The organism is Cryobacterium sp. TMT1-62 (assembly GCF_004403145.1).
Lineage (GTDB): Bacteria > Actinomycetota > Actinomycetes > Actinomycetales > Microbacteriaceae > Cryobacterium > Cryobacterium sandaracinum.
Window position 1 is genome coordinate 23,148 of the sequence record NZ_SOGZ01000008.1, and the last position, 17,474, is coordinate 40,621.

At 70.0% G+C, this 17,474-nt stretch carries 12 protein-coding genes; 7 read left to right on the forward strand and 5 right to left on the reverse strand.

The annotated features are described in order from the left end of the window. Position 1: 1 nt before the first annotated feature. A complete protein-coding gene (gene modA, locus E3T34_RS02370) occupies positions 2-796 on the reverse strand; it encodes a molybdate ABC transporter substrate-binding protein (protein WP_198411467.1) in 795 nt (264 codons plus the stop codon). Continuing rightward, positions 793-1,215 carry a molybdopterin-binding protein gene (locus tag E3T34_RS02375; protein ID WP_104171331.1) on the reverse strand — a complete coding sequence of 141 codons (423 nt, stop codon included), beginning with the start codon at positions 1,213-1,215 and terminating at the stop codon, positions 793-795. Before E3T34_RS02375 ends, modA begins: the two co-directional genes overlap by 4 nt. A 75-nt stretch (positions 1,216-1,290) precedes the next feature. Between E3T34_RS02375 and E3T34_RS02380 the strand changes: the two genes are divergently transcribed. From E3T34_RS02380 to E3T34_RS02395, 3 genes are all read left to right on the forward strand, one after another. Further along, entirely contained in the window at positions 1,291-1,848 is a 558-nt protein-coding gene (locus E3T34_RS02380; protein WP_134342042.1) for a molybdenum cofactor biosynthesis protein B, read from the forward strand. A gap of 342 nt (positions 1,849-2,190) precedes the next feature. Beyond that, entirely contained in the window at positions 2,191-3,201 is a 1,011-nt protein-coding gene (locus E3T34_RS02390) for an FAD binding domain-containing protein (RefSeq protein WP_134342043.1), read from the forward strand. After that, positions 3,198-6,056, forward strand: a complete 2,859-nt coding sequence (locus E3T34_RS02395; RefSeq protein ID WP_134342044.1) for a molybdopterin-dependent oxidoreductase — start codon at positions 3,198-3,200, stop codon at positions 6,054-6,056. Before E3T34_RS02390 ends, E3T34_RS02395 begins: the two co-directional genes overlap by 4 nt. Positions 6,057-6,075: 19 nt before the next feature. Here E3T34_RS02395 and pulA read toward each other — a convergent pair whose 3' ends face one another. Next, the gene (pulA, locus tag E3T34_RS02400; protein ID WP_134342045.1) at positions 6,076-11,865 is read right to left on the reverse strand and encodes a pullulanase-type alpha-1,6-glucosidase; all 5,790 of its coding nucleotides are present in this window, start codon (positions 11,863-11,865) and stop codon (positions 6,076-6,078) included. Positions 11,866-12,069: 204 nt separating this feature from the next. Here pulA and E3T34_RS02405 point away from each other — a divergent pair, with 204 nt between their 5' ends. The 4 genes from E3T34_RS02405 (at position 12,070) to E3T34_RS02420 (ending at position 15,372) form a co-directional block, all read left to right on the forward strand. Then, entirely contained in the window at positions 12,070-13,491 is a 1,422-nt protein-coding gene (locus E3T34_RS02405) for an amidohydrolase family protein (protein ID WP_134342046.1), read from the forward strand. A 275-nt stretch (positions 13,492-13,766) separates the two neighbouring features. Beyond that, the gene (locus tag E3T34_RS02410) at positions 13,767-14,435 is read left to right on the forward strand and encodes an NTP transferase domain-containing protein (RefSeq protein ID WP_134342047.1); all 669 of its coding nucleotides are present in this window, start codon (positions 13,767-13,769) and stop codon (positions 14,433-14,435) included. Positions 14,436-14,518: 83 nt separating this feature from the next. Continuing rightward, entirely contained in the window at positions 14,519-14,803 is a 285-nt protein-coding gene (gene clpS / locus E3T34_RS02415; protein ID WP_233191428.1) for an ATP-dependent Clp protease adapter ClpS, read from the forward strand. Next, positions 14,803-15,372, forward strand: coding sequence for a DUF2017 family protein (locus tag E3T34_RS02420; RefSeq protein ID WP_134415162.1), 570 nt, complete (start codon positions 14,803-14,805; stop codon positions 15,370-15,372). Before clpS ends, E3T34_RS02420 begins: the two co-directional genes overlap by 1 nt. Before the next feature lie 19 nt (positions 15,373-15,391). On the opposite strand, the gene E3T34_RS02425 is transcribed toward E3T34_RS02420, so the two are convergent. After that, entirely contained in the window at positions 15,392-16,708 is a 1,317-nt protein-coding gene (locus tag E3T34_RS02425; protein WP_134342049.1) for a glycosyltransferase, read from the reverse strand. Beyond that, positions 16,705-17,474 (reverse strand): glycosyltransferase family 4 protein (locus E3T34_RS02430; protein WP_134342050.1); only part of this gene is annotated, 770 nt, incomplete at its 5' end. The genes E3T34_RS02430 and E3T34_RS02425, both read right to left, overlap by 4 nt.

Consider the following 17,474-nt stretch of genomic DNA (forward strand, 5'->3'; position numbering starts at 1 on the left):
CTCACGGCGCGCCAAAACCGGCCGCCCCAAGCACGGTCTGACCGGTCGCTCCGGTCACGAACCGGGTGAAGGCTGCCCCGAGCAGCGCCTGCTCACTGCCCGCCACGACGGCGATCGGGTATTCATTCACGGCCTGATCTGCCTCCGGCACCGGGATGCCGAGAACCGCGTCGCCGGCGGAGGTGACGTCGGTCACATAGACGAGCCCGGCATCCGCGTCGCCCGATGTGACCTTGCCGAGCACGCCGGTGACGGCGTTCTCTTCGCTCACCGGCGCGAGCCGGACGCCGGCCGCCGCCTCGAGGGCCGGCAGCGCGGTGCCGCACGGCACCTGCGGCGCGCAGACCACTACGTCCACATTCGGCGCGGCGAGGTCGGCGAAGGAATCGATGCCGGCCGGGTTGTCGGCGGGCACGGCGATCATGAGGGTGTTGGTGGCGAAGACCACCGGGACGCCGTCGAGGAGGCCGTCGCCGCTGAGCTTGGCCATGGTCCTGGCGTCCGCCGCCGCGAACACATCGGCAGGGGCGCCCTCCCGGATCTGGGTAACGAGGTCGGCCGATCCCCCGAAGTTGAGCGCGACCGTTACACCGGGATGGACGGCCTCGAACCGGTCGGCCAGCTCGGTGAAGGTCTCGGTGAGGGATGCCGCGGCGAACACGGTGAGCGTCTTGCCCTGCTCCGTAGACGCCCCGGTTGCCCCCGACGAGGCCCCGGCCGTTCCTGCGCAGCCGGCCAGCACGACGGATGCCGCCGCCAGCCCGACCGCGACGCGCACGCTCCACAATCGGGTCACGACTGGCCCTTCGGGGTTTCGACGATCACGGTGGTGGCCTTGACCACGGCCACGGCCACCGACCCCGGCACCAGGCCGAGGTCACGCACGGCCTCGGTGCTCATCAGGGACACCACCCGGTGGGGGCCGCACTGCAGCTCGACCTGGCTCATCACCGGATCGCTCACCACGCGGGTGACCAGCCCGACGAAACGGTTGCGGGCCGAGCTCGCCGTCGTGGACGGATCCGCGGGCGACAGCGCGTCCTCTCGGGCCAGCGCGGTCTCCCGGGCCAGATGGGCCAGGTCGGATCCGTCGACGACCATGCGTCCGGCGTCGTCGGTGCTCGCGGCGAGCGCCCCATTGTCGATCCAGCGCCGCAGGGTGTCGTCGCTGACCCCGAGGTATCCGGCGGCTTCCTTGATCCGTATCTGAGACATATTGAGCATCTTATTACCGCATCTGCGGAATAGACACCGGGAGGGGCGTGAACGCGGCTGCCGCAGTGGGGCAGGATGGAGCGCGTGACCGCCACAGCGAACCTTCCGTCGACTCCGTCCGAACCCACCGAACCCACCGAACCACGCGCACCGCGCGCACCGCGCCGCGCGCAGGTCATCGTCGCCTCCACCCGCGCCGCGGCCGGGGTCTACCCGGACCGCACCGGCCCCGTCCTCGATGCCTGGCTGCGAGAGCGCGGCTTCACGCTCGGCGAGCGCCGCGTCGTGCCCGACGGCGCCCCGGTCGGCGCTGCCCTGATCGAGGCCCTCGACGCTGGCATCGACCTTGTGATCACCACGGGCGGCACGGGCGTCAGCCCCCACGACCTCACCCCCGAGCAGACCCTCCCGCACCTCGACCGGCTGCTCCCCGGGCTGATGGAGGAATTCCGCCGCCGCGGCGCCGCATCCACCCCTCTGGCCGTCATCTCGCGCGGTCACGCCGGGATCGCCCGCGGGCGCACCCTGGTGATCAACCTCCCCGGCTCCCCCAACGGCGTGAAGGATGGACTGGGTCTCCTCGCCGACGTGCTCGACCACATCCTCGACCAGCTCCACGGTGTGGACCACTAGCTGGACTGGCCCCACTGGCCCCTCTGGCTCCACTAGCCCCACTAACCCCTCTGGTAGCCCCACTAACCCCTCTGGCTCCACTAGCCCCACTGGCTCCGGCCCGAACGTATTCGACGGAGATTCTGGTCAAATCGGCGCAAAACGCGCCTAAAATCCGCTTTTGGCTCAAAATCTCCGTCGAATTGGTTCGCCCCCGCCCTTCCGCGCACCCGTGCCCTGCGCGAAAACAGGGTGGCTCGCCGTGAGGATGCCGCGAGCGAGCGCGTCGACTCGCGGGGCGACACGGGCGAGTGGATAATTCAGGGTGTCGACCTGCACCAGAGCGGTCGAGTGAGGGAAACGATGGACCTCAACACCGTGTTCACGATCACCCCCGCCCGTCACCGGGGCGATCTCGCGCTCCTCGACGCCCAGGTGGCCCCGCTCGCGGGCGGCTCCGACCTGTTCGCCGACCCGCAGACGCACCTCACCGGGCTGGTCGACCTGCAGACCCTGGGCTGGCCCGCTCTGACCCTGACGACGGATGCCGGCACCCCGGACACCGGCCCAGGTGCCGTCACCGGCACGGATGCCCACACCGGCGAGCGCGCCACCGGCACCACCCCCGGCCTCGTCATCGCCGCCACCTGCACCATCGCCGAACTCTCCCGGCTGGCGGCCGCCCCCGGCTGGACCGCGCATCCGCTGATCTACCAGTGCTGCACCGCCCTCTACGGCTCATTCAAGATCTGGAACGTCGCCACCGTCGGCGGCAACCTCTGCGCCTCCCTGCCGGCCGGCCCGATGACCAGCCTGGCTGCCGCCCTCGACGCGGAGGTGCTGATCTGGCGTCGTGACGGCAGCGACGAACGGATGCCCGCAGCGTCCTTCGTCACCGGCAACACCACCAACGCGCTCCGCACCGGCGATGTGCTGCGGTCCATCCACGTGCCGACCTCTTCGCTGGCGGCCCGCACCGCATACCGCAAGATCGCCCTCTCCCCACTCGGCCGCTCCGGCGCCGTGCTGATCGGCCGGCTCGACCGCGCCGACCTCTCCGACAGCGACGACACGACCGCCCGCGACGCCAGCGACGGCACCGGCCGCTTCGTGCTCACCGTCACCGCCGGCACTGTGCGTCCGGTGCAACTGCGCTACGATTCCCTGCCCGACGCGGGCACACTCGCCCAGGACATCGCCGCCATCGACTGCTGGTTCACGGATGCCCACGGCGCCGCCGACTGGCGCCGCGCCGTGAGCGGCGTGCTCGGCGAGGAGATCCGAGCAGAGCTGGAACAGCAGCCCGAACCGAGACAAGAACCCGAACCGGCCGCGCGAGACCAGGCGGCACCCCGGGACGGAGACCGCTCATGAGATTCCAGATCAACGGCGAACCCGTCGACGCCTCCCCTGCCCCCGGGCAGTGCCTGCGCTCCTTCATCCGCGACCAGGAGCACTTCGAAGTCAAGAAGGGCTGCGACACCGGCGACTGCGGCGCCTGCTCCGTGCTGGTCGACGGCACTCCGGTGCACTCCTGCATCTACCCGGCGTTCCGGGCCGAGGGCACAGAGGTCACGACCGTGGCCGGGCTCGGCCTGCCCGGTGATCTGGCCCCGATCCAGCAGCGCTTCGTCGACGCCGCCGGGTTCCAATGCGGGTTCTGCACCGCCGGCATGATCGTGACCGCGTCCGCCCTGACCGAGACCGACCTTGACGACCTCCCCCGCCTGCTCAAGGGCAACCTGTGCCGCTGTACCGGCTACCGCGCCATCGAGGACGCCATCCGCGGCAGCCACACCCCCGTCAACGGCTCAGCCAGGTCAGACGGCTCCTGTCGCACCGACGCACCGGCACGCACCGGCCTGGGCCCGGTCGTCCAGACCGGACCGCGCCCCGGCACGGTCGGCACCTCCCTGGCGGCCCCGGCCAGCGAACGCGTGGTCAGCGGGCAGGAGCCGTACACCCTCGACGTCACGGTGCCCGGCCTCCTGCACCTCAGCGTGCTGCAGAGCACGCAGGCGCACGCGCGCATCCGTTCAATCCAAACCGAGGCAGCCGCGGCCCTGCCCGGGGTGCACGCCGTGCTCACCCACGCCGACTCCCCGGCCACCCTGTTCTCCACCGCCCGGCACGAGGACCGCCTCGACGACCCCGACGACACCCTCGTGCTCGATTCGGTCGTGCGGTTCCGCGGCCAGCGCGTCGCGGCCGTCGTCGCCGACACCCTCGCCATCGCCGAGGCCGCCTGCCGCCTGATCGAGATCGACTACGAGACGCTCCCGGCCGTCTTCGACCCGCACGCCGCTCTCCTGCCCGGCGCTCCCCTGGTGCACGGCGACAAGGATGCCACCGCGAGCCGGCTGGCCGACCCGACCCGCAACCTGGTGGCCGAGCTGCACGGCGAATACGGCGACATCGCGGCCGGCCTGGCCGGCGCCGCCCACAGCGTGAGCGGAACCTGGCAGACCCAACGGGTGGCGCATACCCATTTGGAGACGCACGCCACCATCGGCTGGCTGGAGCCCGGCACGGCAGACGCATCGGCAGGCGGCGACCGGCTCATCCTGCGCACCAGTTCCCAGGTGCCGTTCCTGGTGCACCGCGAGATCTGCCGCCTGTTCGCCCTCGACCCGGGGCGGCTGCGCGTGTTCACAGCCCGGGTCGGCGGCGGCTTCGGCGGCAAGCAGGAAATTTTGACCGAGGACATCGTCGCGCTCGCGGTGCTGAAGACCGGGCGCCCCGTGCAATACGAGTTCAGCCGTTCCGACGAGTTCACCCTCTCCCCGGCCCGTCACCCCATGCGCATCGACGTCACCCTCGGCGCCGACGACGCCGGCCGCCTCACCGCACTGAAGCTGGGTGTGCTCGCCGACACCGGCGCCTATGGCAACCACGGCCCCGGGGTGATGTTCCACGGCAGCTCCGAGTCGGTCAGCCTCTATCGGGTGCCCAACAAGCGGGTGGATGCCCGAAGCGTCTACACGAACAATCTCCCCTCGGGCGCCTTCCGCGGCTACGGCCTCGGCCAGGTGATCTTCGGCGTCGAGTCCGCACTCGACGAGCTCGCCCGCACCGTCGGCATCAACCCGTTCGACCTGCGCCGGCGAAACTCGGTCGGCCCGAACGACCCGCTCGTGGTCACCCACGTGGAGGGCGAGGACCTCATCTTCGGCAGCTACGGACTCGACCAGTGCTTCGACCTGGCCCAGACGGCCCTGGCCCGCGGCAACGGCGCCACCGTGCCGCTCGGCGAGCACTGGAAGGCCGGCGAGGGCATGGCCACCGCCATGATCGCGACCACCCCGCCGCGCGGGCACTACGCGCAGGCCTCGGTCACCCTCGAAAACGCGGTCCTCGAATCCCCCACCCGCTACACCGTCCGCGTCGGCACGGCCGAGTTCGGCAACGGCACCACCACGGTGCACGCGCAGCTCGCCGCCACGGCCCTGCACACGACTCCCGACCGGATCGAGATCCTGCAGTCCGACACGGATGCCATCGGCTACGACACCGGCGCGTTCGGCTCCGCGGGCGTCGTCATCGCCGGCAAGGCCGTGCTCGCGGCGGCGAACGACCTGGCCGACACGCTGCGGTCCGCCGCCACGGAGAGGCACCCGGAGATCCCCGCCGCCGCCTGGACCCTGGAACCCGACGGGCTGCGCAGCGGAGCGGTGTTCGTGACGCTGGCCGAACTGGCCGGGCAGGCATCCGTAACCGGGGCATCCGTGCCCGGGGCCTCCGCTCTCCGCGGTGTCGGCGCCGAAGACGGCGCCCGCCGCTCGGTGGCGTTCAACGTGCACGCGTTCCGGGTGGCCGTGAACACGCAGACCGGCGAGGTGCGCATTCTGCAGTCGATCCAGGCGGCGGATGCCGGGGTCGTGATGAACCCGGAGCAGTGCCGCGGCCAGATCGAGGGTGGGGTCGCGCAGGCGATCGGCACCGCGCTCTACGAGGAGGTCATCTTCGACGGGGCGGGCACCGTGACCACGAGCGTGCTGCGGAATTACCACATCCCGCAGCTCGCCGACCTGCCCGTGACCGAGGTGTACTTCGCGGACACGAGCGACGTGCTCGGCCCGTTCGGGGCGAAGTCGATGAGCGAGTCGCCCTACAACCCGGTGGCACCCGCCCTGGCGAACGCGGTGCGCGACGCCATCGGCATCCGTCCCACCGAACTGCCGATGTCGCGCGACCGGATCTGGCGGCTGCTGCACCCCGTTCGCTCCTGAACGGGGTGCGATCCGCGGGTTACCGCTTCTTCGCCGTCCGCTCCTGCGCGTCGACGAGCACCGCGACCGTGCGGGCGGGAACCGTTACCGTGCCGGTCGCCGCGTCCCAGGTCGTCGACTTGACGAGCGCATCCGTCCCGGCGGCCTGGATGCCGCTGAGGGCGTAGCCGCGCCGGGCCAACTCGCTGAGCAGAACCGTCTGAGGTTCGGGGCTGGCGTTGAAGAGCACCAGCAGGCCGTCCAGTTTCTTGTCGACGTCGCCTCCCACCGTGTCGTCGACGCTCATCGCGATGACGCCGGGGGTGGCGTCCGGTCCGCTGGCCGGGAAGGTCAGCTTCTGGTTGATCAGCTTCGCATCGCCGAGCCGGAACAGTTCGGTCGACTGCTTGAGGCGCAGCAGGTCCTGGGCCTGGGCCGACGCGAAGCTGATGTCGTCCGGCGTCGGCTTGAGGGCCGGGTCCTCGAGCAGCGGGCGCATGATGGCCCACTTGTCCTCGTTGGCGGCCGCTGACGGCAGACCGACGCCGAAGTTGCTGGTCTGGCCGGTCCAGTCGATGCGGTTGAACCAGTCGCCCGAGTTGTAGCTGTCGCGGTCGAGCGACTTCGAGCGCAGCAGGTCGGTTCCGGCGTGCCAGAGCGATGGCGCCTGCGACAGGGTCGCGGTGGCAAGAGACAGGGTGTTCATGCGCACCCGGTCACTCATCCCGGTGTCGGCCGGCAGCTTGAGGGCGAGCAGGTCGTAGAGCGTCTCGTTGTCGTGCGCGTCGACGTAGTTGATCACCTCGTCCGGCTGGTCCGCATACCCGGCCGGCGACCCGTTGTAGTCGAGTTCGTCGCCGCGCTTCACCGTGCCGTCGCTGGTGACGAAGCTGAAGTCGCGCAGGTTCGCGGCCAGGCCGAGCCGCACCAGGTCGCTGGCCTGCCCGAGCCGGGCGAGCGCCTGCTCGGGGGTGCCGTTGATCGCCACGCCGTTGGGATCGGTGCCGAGCCCGGTGCCGAAGCCCTGCTGCTGCACGGTGCTGCCGTCGACGGGGCTGCCGCCATGCACCGCGTCGCGCAGCCGGTCGTTGAACGTGCCGATGCCGGTTCCGCCCAGCTGGCCCTGCGTCGCCTGCTCGAACAGGGCGTTGTTCGCGACCTCGCCGAAGTTCCAGCCCTCACCGTAGAGGTAGATCGCCTGGCCGTTCACGCCGTCCTTTTTCAGGGTGAGCGCGTCGAGGGCATCCCGCACGGCCAGCAGGTTGGCCTTCGAGTGGTGGCCCATCAGGTCGAACCGGAACCCGTCCACGCGGTACTCCTTCGCCCAGAGCACGACGGAGTCGACCATGAGCTTCTGGGCCAGTTCGTGCTCGGTGGCGATGTTCTGGCAGCAGGTGGAGGTCTCGACGGAGCCTTGCGGGTTGAGACGGTGGTAGTAACCGGGCACGACCTGGTCGAGCACCGATTTCTCCCCCTGGCCGCTCTGCGCGGTGTGGTTGAACACCTCGTCGAGTACGACCTGCAGGCCGTCCTCGTGCAGGGCCCCCACCATGCCGCGGAACTCGGCCACCCGGGCGCCGCCGTGGGCGTTCACCGCGTAGGACCCCTCCGGCGCCGAGAAGTGGAACGGGTCGTAGCCCCAGTTGAAGCCATCCTGGTCCCTGATCGCCTGGATGCACGCCTGCTGGCCCGGCGAGGCCGGTCCGAAGGAGGCCAGGTCGCAGGCCGGAACGGCCTGGAGGGCGCGGTCTTCCTGGATCGTGGCGATGTCGAAGGTCGGCAGCAGGTGCACGGTGTTGAGCCCGGCAGCCGCCAGCTCGGACAGATGCCGGGTTCCCGCGCTGTCGACCCCGAACGCGCCGTAGGTGCCGCGGAGCTCTTCCGGCACGGTGTCGTCGGAGATCGAGAAGTCGCGCACGTGCAGTTCGTAGATCGACCGGTCCACGGCCTTCTCGATGACCGGCGCCTTCGCTTTCTCCCACGCCTTGGGGCGGTAAGCCTTATCGGCCAGGTCGATGAGCACCGACCGGGTGGAGTTCTGCGTCAGGGCGACCGAGTACGGGTCGGTGACCTGGTTCACCTCGATCTTCCCCGTCGTCGGCGCGAACACCGTGACCTCGAAGACGAAGGATGCGCCGGTCCAGTTCTTGGCGCCGGTCGCGGTCCACGTGCCGTCATCCTGGCGCGTCAACGCGATGCGCTCCGGGTCGGCCGTGTCGCCCGCCGTCCAGACGAGCGCGTCGACGTTCTGCGCCGTGGGAGCCCAGACCGCGATCGTGGGCCGCTTCTTGGACCAGGTGACGCCGAGCGTCCGGTCCGCTGCGGCATCCGCGTAGAGGTCGTCGAGCACGCCGGGCAGTTGCACGCCCGTGAACGCGGTGAGGATGCCTGTGGTGTCGTCGGTGTCGGTGCCGGTGTCGGTGCCGGACTGGGCCACCGCCAGCTGGGTGGTCAGCAGCCGTTCCAGCTCCACCCGGTCCACACCGACCGGGCGCAGGGCCACGGACCCGGCGAGGGCCGGGAAACGCGCTTTCTCCGCGTCGGAGAGACCGGCCGGGTCGTACTCGAGGGCGACCGTGTCACCGCCGGTCACCGCTCCGTCGACGACCGCCAGGTCGGCGGCCGACGAGGAGTGCAGCGTGTAACCGAGCGCGGCCGGGTCGGCATTCACGGGCAGCAGGTCACGCGGCCAGGCGAGGGTCTTCTCGCTCACCCAGTGCGCGCGCTGCGCTCCGGTGCCGGCCAGCGGCGGGTCGGTCACCGTGATCGTGAGCACGTGGGCGGCGAGGTCGTAGCTGAACAGGGTTTCCTTGCCCTCGGTGGCCGTGAACGACAGGTTCGCTCCGTTCGGCACGCCGTCGGCGCCATAGTTCTCGTCCCAGCCGAGGTTGTGCGCGACCTTCGCCTCGTACGAGCCGGTCGGCAGGGTGTTCGAACTCAGGGTGAGGATGCCGTCGCCGTCCACGTCCTGCAGCCAGGTTGCGAGGCAGTCCGGTTTCCAGTCTCCGGGGCAACCGGCCTCCTCTTGGAAGGAACCGGCCGCGACGACGATATCGCCCTCGGCCGTGCCCTGAAAGAAGTTGTTGCGCGGGTCGAAGTAGAACGTGACCGGGCCGCCGTCGGTCGTGTAGCTCACGTTGTCGCCGCCGGGAACCCCGCCGGAACCGTAGTTGAGGTCCCAGGAGCCGTTGACGGCGATCTTGTACTCGTAGTCGCCGGCCGGAAGGTCGAAGGTGCCGGCGTAGATGCCGTCGGCCCGGAGGGTCAGTTTCGCGGCCTCACAGCCGGGCTGCCAGTCCCCGGCACAACCCATCTCGGAGTTGTGACTACCGGCCACCGTGACCAGGTCGATCGCGGCGTCGGGCGTGCCGGTATCGGCGAGCGAAACCGTGTTGCCCACGGAGGCGAAGCTGGACGCGGCGGCCCGCTGGCCGGCGGCATCCGTGGAGACGGCGCGGTATTCGACCAGGGTGCCCGTGGCGAGGCCGGCGGTGTCGTGGAAGACCCGCGGAGTGGTGTCTTCGGCGGTGCCGAGGCTGGTCCACGCAGTGTCACCCACGACCCGCCAGGCGAAGCCGGTCTCCTGCCAGGTCCCGTCGTCGACGGTGGCCCCGACGGGTGAGACGCCGGTGACGCCGGCTCCGGCTGCCGGGGCGGCGACCGTGATCGCGGCGGCCGCGGCCGGAGCGCTGACGGGTCGGTCGGCCACGAGCACGACCGAGCCGCGGGCCGGCACGGTGACGGCCAGATCCCCGGTGTCGCCGGATACCGCGGAAGCGGTGTCGCCGAACAGCACCGAGTAGGACGCACCATTGGTGAGGGTGGGGATCGTCACGGCTTTCGCCGCGGCCGAGTTGTTGACGGCGACGAGGTGTTCGATCTTCTCCGTGCGGTCGACCCGGCTGAACGCGTAGACGCCCGCCCCGGTGTCGGCGTAGCGCTCGATCTGGGCGCCCGTCGCGAGGGCCGGGTGGTCGCTCCGCAGCGCGGAGAGCTCAGCGATCCGACTGTAGAGCGGCGCATCCGTCCCGAACCGGTCGATCGAACCGGCGGTCTCGCCGGTGATCAGCGGCTGGTTCGCGTACTCGGGCACCTGGCTGGCGAACAGCGACTGGCGGGCGTCCTTGTCGCCGCCCGCGCCCATGAAACCCTGCTCGTCGCCGTAGTAGACCACCGGCTGGCCGCGGGTCAGGAACATGAGCTCGTGGGCGAGCACGTCGCGGGCAAGCGGGTCATCGGTGTTCTTCAGGAAGTAGCCGATCCGGCCCATGTCGTGGTTGCCGAGGAAGGTCGGCAGCGCGGAGGCGTTGGAGTCGGGAGTCGTGTAGAGGTCGTCGGAGGCGAACAGCTGGCTGAGCCCCTTCGCGGAGTTGCCGGCGGCGAAGCTGGTCGCCTGAGACTGGAATCCGAAGTCGAGCACCGAGTTGAGGTCGGTCTTGCGCACGTACGGGGACGTCTTCGCGGCATCCGCGTCGTAGACCTCACCGAACATGAAGAAGTCGGGCTTGCCCGCGGCGTGCGCGTAGTCGAGCACCTGCGTGGACCACGTGTCCCAGAACTCCAGGTTGACGTGCTTGACCGTGTCGATGCGGAAGCCGTCGATACCGAGGTCGACCCAGTCCGTGTATACGTCGACGAAGCCGTTCACGACGGCCGGGTTCTCGGTCATCAGGTCGTCGAGGCCGGAGAAGTCGCCGTCGAGGTTGCTCTCACCCTCGAAGGTCGAATCTCCCCGGTTGTGGTAAAGCGTCGGGTCGTTCAGCCAGGCCGGCACCTTGGCCGTGGCGTCGGCGGCCGCGACGAACGGCGTGTAGGGGAAGGATGTCCCGTCGAGGGTCGGGAATTCGTCGGTCCCCGCGTAGTCGGCCGGGTCGAAGGGCTCGCCGGCCGCGGTCGTGTAGGGCGACGTCGCCTTGTCGATGTAGGAGTACTGCTTCTCCTCGTTGTCGATGACGTCGGCGGTGTGGTTGGTGATGATGTCGAAGTACACCTTGATGCCGCGGGCGTGCGCGTCGTCGATGAGCGCCTTGAGCTCGGCGTTGGTGCCGAGGTGCGGGTCGATCTGGGTGAAGTCGGTGATCCAGTAGCCGTGGTAGCCCGCGGACGCGTTCGCGCCCTCGCCCTGCACGGCCCGGTTCTTGAAGGACGGCGTGAGCCAGAGGGCGCTCGTGCCGAGACCCTCGATGTAGTCGAGCTGGGAACGGAGCCCGGCGAGGTCGCCGCCGTTGTAGAAGCCCTTGTTCGCGGGGTCGTAGCCGGATACCAGTGGGTCGTCGCCGAGGCCGGCGGTGTTGTTGGCCGGGTCGGCGTCCTTGAACCGGTCGGTCATCACGAAGTAGAACTGCTCGTCGCTGCCGGGCTGGCGGATGGGCGCGGCCGCCACGGCCTCGTCCTCCGCGGAGTAGGCACCGGCCAGGGAGAGTACCTCGAGGCCGACGCGCTTCCGGCCGAGGTCGAAGGTGAAGCTCATTCGGCTTTCACCGGCGATGGTCAGCGGGATGTTGTCGGCGCCACCGTCCAGCCCGTAGGTCTCGTCCCACGCGTCGTTGAGGGCGACCTTGTAGTCGTAGCTGCCGGCCGGCACCGTGAACTCGGCGGACCAGACCCCGTCGACGCCCGTCGGGGCCAGCTCGGTGGACTCGCAGGCCGGCTGCCAGTCCTCCGTGCAGCCCAACTCGCTCTGCAGGCTGCCGACCAGGGCGACCGTCGGGGTGGCGGCGGCCGCGGACACCTCGGAGAAGGCGAGACCGGAGAGAACGATCGCGCCGGCTCCGATCGTGGCCACAATGCGGCGGATGGCCGGGCGGCGTGTAGCGGTGCGTTTCGTCAACAGTGACTCCCCCTGTCTCGCGCCCGGTGGCGCTGAGAACAACAGATGTGACGCTACTCCGTCGCGTACCGCTTATGCAAGCGTTTGCTGCAAGCGTTTACTTGATCGCGCGGCGGTCGAGCCTGACGACCCCCAATACACTGAACGAGTCCGGTGGAAACGAGTCCAGTGGAAGAGAACGACGAACAGAGAACGGGCTCTCACGTGACACCGTCCAGCCGGGTCTACCGCGGCCACATCTTCCACATTGCCGGCTCCCCCACCGTGGCCGCCGCGCACCGGCACCTCGTGTCCCTGCCCGACGGCGTCCTGGTGACCACCGACACGGGCCGGATCGCCTGGGTGGGCTCATTCGTCGACCTCCCTGCCGTCTACGAAACCCTGGCGGTCACCGACAACCGGGGCGGTTTCATCCTGCCCGGCTTCGTCGACACCCACGTGCACTTCCCGCAGACCTATTCCACGGATTCCTATGGCGGCGGCCAGCTGCTCGAGTGGCTGGACAACTGCGTCTTCCCGGCCGAGGCTCGCCTGGCCGACCCCGGGTTCGGCGAGCAGATCGCCCGGGACTTCACCCGTCGCCGCGTCGCCGCGGGCACGACCAGCGCCCTGGTCTTCGGCTCCGCGTTCCCTCCCGCGCAGGACGCCCTGTTCGAGGAGTCGCACCGGGCCGGACTGCGCCTGGTCAGCGGACGCGGAATCCAGACGGTCGGTTCGAAGCCCTCGCAGGCGCTGCTCACGAGCGAGGCCAGGGCCCTGGAGCTTGTGACGGATGAGATCGCCCGCTGGCACGCGGTCGACACCGGCGACGCCGCCACCGCGCTGCTTCAGGTGGCGGTGGTGCCGCGATTCAGCCTCTCCGTCACCCCCACGACCCTGGCGGGGCTCGGCGAGCTCTACGACGCGGTGCGCGGCCAGGGGGTCTACTTCCACAGCCACCTGAACGAGAACAACCGGTCCGGCACGGGCGAGATCGAGGCCGTGAAGTCGGTCTACCAGGTCGACACCTACCTCGACACCTACGACGGCCGGTTCCTGCCGGGTTCGGCGCGAGGCGGGTCGAGCCTGCTGGGGCGGCGCAGCATCCTCGCCCACGCCGTGCACTGCGAGAACAGCGAGCTGGCTCGCCTGGCCGAGACGGGAACGAGCGTGGCGCACTGCCCCACGTCGCAGCAGTTCCTGGGATCGGGCACCATGCCGTGGCTGCGCACGACGTCGTTCGGCGTGAATGTGGCGATCGGGTCGGATGTCGGCGCGGGCGACGAATGGCTCATCTCCCGGGTGCTCAACGACTGTTTCAAGGTGCACCTCTCCGAGCCCGGAGAGGCGGGCCTGTCGCTGGATCCGGCCGCCCTGCTCTTCACCGGCACCCTGGCCGGCGCGCGCGCACTCGACATGGAGGCCCGGTTCGGCAACTTCGACGTGGGCAAGGACGCCGACTTCCTCCTGATCGAGCCGGACCGCTGGGAGCCCCTTGCCACGGTGCTCGAGCGCGGCATCCGGGCCGACGACGAGGAGATGGCCACCGACCAGACCCTCTTCGCGCTTCTGCTGGCCCTCCGCCAGCCCGCGATCGCCGGCGTCTTCGTGCGCGGCCGCCGGGTGCTCGCCCCGACCGGTGGTTGAGCCGCCCGGCGATTGAGCCGCCCGGCGATTGAGCCGCCCGGCGATTGAGCCGCCCTCCCGCCTTCCAGTCCCACCCTCAATCCCGCCCTGGCCGAACGAATTCGACGGAGATTTTACTTAGAACCGGCCCCGAGCATCCATTTGGGCGCGAAATCGGTGAAATCTCCGTCGAATTCGTCAGGGGTTGGTGGGCTAAAGGGCTGAGAATCGTGCGGGCCGTGCCCGACCGACCTCCACACCCGTGCCCATACCCGCACCGCCCTACGATGGCAGGCATGGCCACTTCCTCCGCACCAATCGCCGGCCTCGTGCTCGCAGCCGGCGCCGGCTCCCGTTACGGCATGCCGAAGGCACTTGCGCGGGGCGACGACGGCATCCCCTGGCTGGTGCGCACGATCCGCACGCTCACGGATGCCGGCTGCTCACCGGTGATCGTCGTGCTCGGCGCCGAAACCGCAGAAGTCCGGGCACTGCTCCACCAATTCGGCATGACCCCGTCGGTCATCCTCACGCAGGCTGAAGACTGGGCAGAGGGACTCTCCGCGTCCCTGCGGGCGGGCCTGCGACAAGCCACCGAGCTGCAGGCCACCGAGCTCCTGCCTGCTCCGGTCGCCGTGGCGATCGTCCCGGTCGATATCCCGGGTCTGCTGCCCGGCACGGTCGCACGACTGATCGGCACCCTGCCCATCGACACCCTGCCCGGTGACACCGTGCCCGGTGCCACGGATGCCGACGCGAACCCCGTCGGCCCGCTCACGCTCCGGCAGGCCGGCTTCGACGCCCGCCCGGGACACCCGGTGGTGATCGGGCGAGCACACTGGGGCGCGCTCATCGACTCCGCCACCGGCGACACCGGCGCACGTCCCTACCTGCAGTCTCACAACACCCGGCTGGTCGATTGCGCCGACCTCGAGACCGGGCTCGACGTCGACACGCGCGATTGAGCACCGAAACCGCACCGCACCACGCCCCCGGACACCGGCCACACCGGGTTGGAATTGCCCCCCCTCCGTGTGAGGCTTAACCCGTGCCGAAGACTGACGAACGACTCGATCTGCGAGACGCCGTGTCCCTCGATCGCCCCTGGATCACCATCGTCTGGGACGACCCGGTGAACCTGATGTCCTACGTCTCCTACGTGTTCCGCAGCTACTTCGGCATCTCCGCCTTGGAGTCCGAGCGCCTCATGCTGCAGGTGCACAACGACGGGAAGGCCGTCGTCGCTTCCGGCAACCGGGAAGCAATGGAACGCCACGTCGAAGCCATGCACGGCTACGGGCTGTGGGCCACCCTCGCCAAGGCCGACGCGTGATGCAGTTCATGACGGGCAGCGAGAACGCCGGCAGCGTGACCGCCCGGTTCGAACCCGTCGAGATCGGCCTGTTGCGCCTGGCCGCGAGCCAGCTGATTGACCTGCTGGAGGGCGCCGAAACCCACGCACTCGGCACATCCGGTGACCCGGCCCTGCGTCGGCTGCTGCCGGATGCCTACGCCGATGACCCCGAGGCCGCCGCGGAATTCCGCCGGTTCACCGCCGATGACCTGCTCGAGCGCAAGGTGCGGAACGCCCGGTGCATGCTTGCGACGCTCGGCGAGGAACCGCTCGCCGACATCGCCGACGAACCGAACGACGCCGAGCTACCTGCGACCGCCGACGCGGCCGCATCCGCCGAGGCGCCCGTGATTATCGACCTCGACGCCGACGACGTGCAGTCCTGGCTGCGCACGCTCACCGACCTGCGCCTCACCCTTGCCGAACGCCTCGAGATCGGGCCCGACGGGGTGCCGGCGCGGAGCGCCGACGCGGCACCGTTCCTGAACGACATCTACGACTGGTTCGGTATGGTGCAGGAATCCCTGGTCTACGCGATCGACGTCTGACCCCCCGGATACTCGCAACCTACAGCTCGACCGGCACCGCCAGCAGCGCCGCGTACGCGCGCTTGGGCCCGGCACCGCCCTGCAGCGAGGAACTCAACCGATCCAGGCTTCGCCGGGCGTCCCCGTCGAGCGCGAGCAGTTCGGCTATTCCGGCCCGAAGCTCCTCAACCGTAGCCGTGTTGGGCGCGAGGGACAGCCCGAATCCGGCCGCTTCGACCGCGGCGGCCCCGGCGAACTGGTCGGTGGAGAAGGGCAGCAGCAGCAGTGGCACCCCCGAGGTCATCGCCTCGGTGACGCTGTTGTTGCCGCCGTGCGACACCGCCAGAGCCGAGCGCGCCAGCACGGTGACCTGCGGCAGGAACGCGCGCACGAGCCAGGAGTCGGGGATCGGCCCGAGTTCCGCGGGGTCGGTGGCACCGGTGGCGACGGCCACCCGCACGTCGAGTGCGGCAAGCGCCTCGGCCACCCGGGCGAGAACATCCCCGCGCACCGACAGGAAGCTGCCGAAACTGACATAGACGATGGGCCGGTCACTGTCGGCGGCGAGCCAGGCGTTCACCTCGTCGTCGGCGGCCTCGTTGCGCACGGCGGAGCCGAGGAACGCGTGCGCCGGCAGCAACTCGCCACGTGCGGCGTCGTGCAGCTCGGCCGGATAATTGAGCAGCAGGATGTCTCCGGACTCCATGAACGCATCCGGGCTCGGCAGCGCGGCCGGGTCGAGAACCCGCAGGGCGTCGTTCCACTGGGTGGTGAACGCATCCCGCACGCTCTCGCAGATCGTCAGGAGTGCGCCGAGGTCGTCGCTGTCGGGCGCGAAGGCGAGCGGCCACTCCGGCGGGAAACCGTAGACCTCCGCGCCCACGGGCAGCGCCGACGGGTGACCGAGCACCACATCGGCGTGACGGATGCCCGCACTCACCAAAGCGAGGCGCGCACTGAACGCCAGGTGATCGACGATCACGTGGTCGGGTTGCACCTCGGCCACGATGAGCTGTACCGCGCGGGCCACCTCCACCGGGTTCCAGAGCAGGTCGCTGCTGCGTGCCTTGGCCTGGAAACAGAGCGTTTCCACCATTCCGAGCCGGGTGGCGTCGAAGAACCCGCGGAGCGCGTCGTCCTCGCCCGTCGGCTGTTCCTCGGCGCGGATCGTGCCGGGGTTCGAGCCGCGGCCCAGTTGCAGGTGTATGCGCTCGAATCCGAACGCGGCCACGATGTCGGCAGTGGCCGAACCGCTGGCCACCACGACGCGTTCGCCGGCCTCCAGCCACGCGGTGCCCAGAGTGGCCAGCGGGAACAGGTGGGAGGCGTAGTCCGGGCTGATGATCAGCAGCGTCATGAAACGCTCACCAGGTACGCGCCCGACTCGTTCGTGTCGGCGACGTCGCGGTAGACCCGGGTCAGCGTCTCAGCCATGGCCTGGATCGTGAAGGAACGCGACACCATTTCCCCGGCCCGGTCCGCGTACTCCGGTCCGAGGGGGCCGGCAGCCAACTCGAGTGCAGCGATGATCCCGCCCGCCAGGGCCGTTTGGTTGCCGGTGTCGACGAGGAAACCCGTCACTGCGTGCTCCACATAGGTGGCCGGGCCGCCGGAATTCGGGGCGACGACGGTGAGCCCGGTCGCCATGGCCTCAAGCAGGGCGATGCCGAATTCTTCCTTCATGCTCGCGCAGACATACGCCCCATTGGGGGCCGCCAGTCCGGGCCGGCCGTACCGGGCCGCGGCCAGCCAGTGCGCCACGGTGTCGTTGGTGCGGTGCCCGGCGAGCAGTAGGCCCTGGTCGGCCGCATTGGCGAGGTCGACGACCGCGGCCATCTGGTCCAGCTGGCTTTTCTCGTCGAGGGAGGGAGAATTCAGGTCCCCGCCGAGGATGAGCAGGTTGCAGCGGGCGCGCAGGTTGGCATCCGCAGCCCACGCCTGAACCAGGGCAGCCATGCCCTTGACGCGGTGCAGGCGTCCGACGGTGACGGCGAGCGGAAGCCCGCGCCGGCTCGGCGGGAGGGTGGTGAGCAGGTCGTCCAGTTCAGCTAGCGCCGCTGCGCCCGCCGCGCCCGCCGCGCTGGTCACGCCGGTCGCGCCGGTCGCGTGCGCGGCGGGCGGGT

Bases quoted from the DNA above. Each gene is read 5' to 3' on its own strand.
- E3T34_RS02375 (WP_104171331.1), bottom strand. From the start codon at position 1,215: ATGTCTCAGATACGGATCAAGGAAGCCGCCGGATACCTCGGGGTCAGC.
- E3T34_RS02380 (WP_134342042.1), top strand. From the start codon at position 1,291: ATGGAGCGCGTGACCGCCACAGCGAACCTTCCGTCGACTCCGTCCGAA.
- E3T34_RS02390 (WP_134342043.1), top strand. From the start codon at position 2,191: ATGGACCTCAACACCGTGTTCACGATCACCCCCGCCCGTCACCGGGGC.
- E3T34_RS02395 (WP_134342044.1), top strand. From the start codon at position 3,198: ATGAGATTCCAGATCAACGGCGAACCCGTCGACGCCTCCCCTGCCCCC.
- E3T34_RS02410 (WP_134342047.1), top strand. From the start codon at position 13,767: ATGGCCACTTCCTCCGCACCAATCGCCGGCCTCGTGCTCGCAGCCGGC.
- E3T34_RS02420 (WP_134415162.1), top strand. From the start codon at position 14,803: ATGCAGTTCATGACGGGCAGCGAGAACGCCGGCAGCGTGACCGCCCGG.
- E3T34_RS02425 (WP_134342049.1), bottom strand. From the start codon at position 16,708: ATGACGCTGCTGATCATCAGCCCGGACTACGCCTCCCACCTGTTCCCG.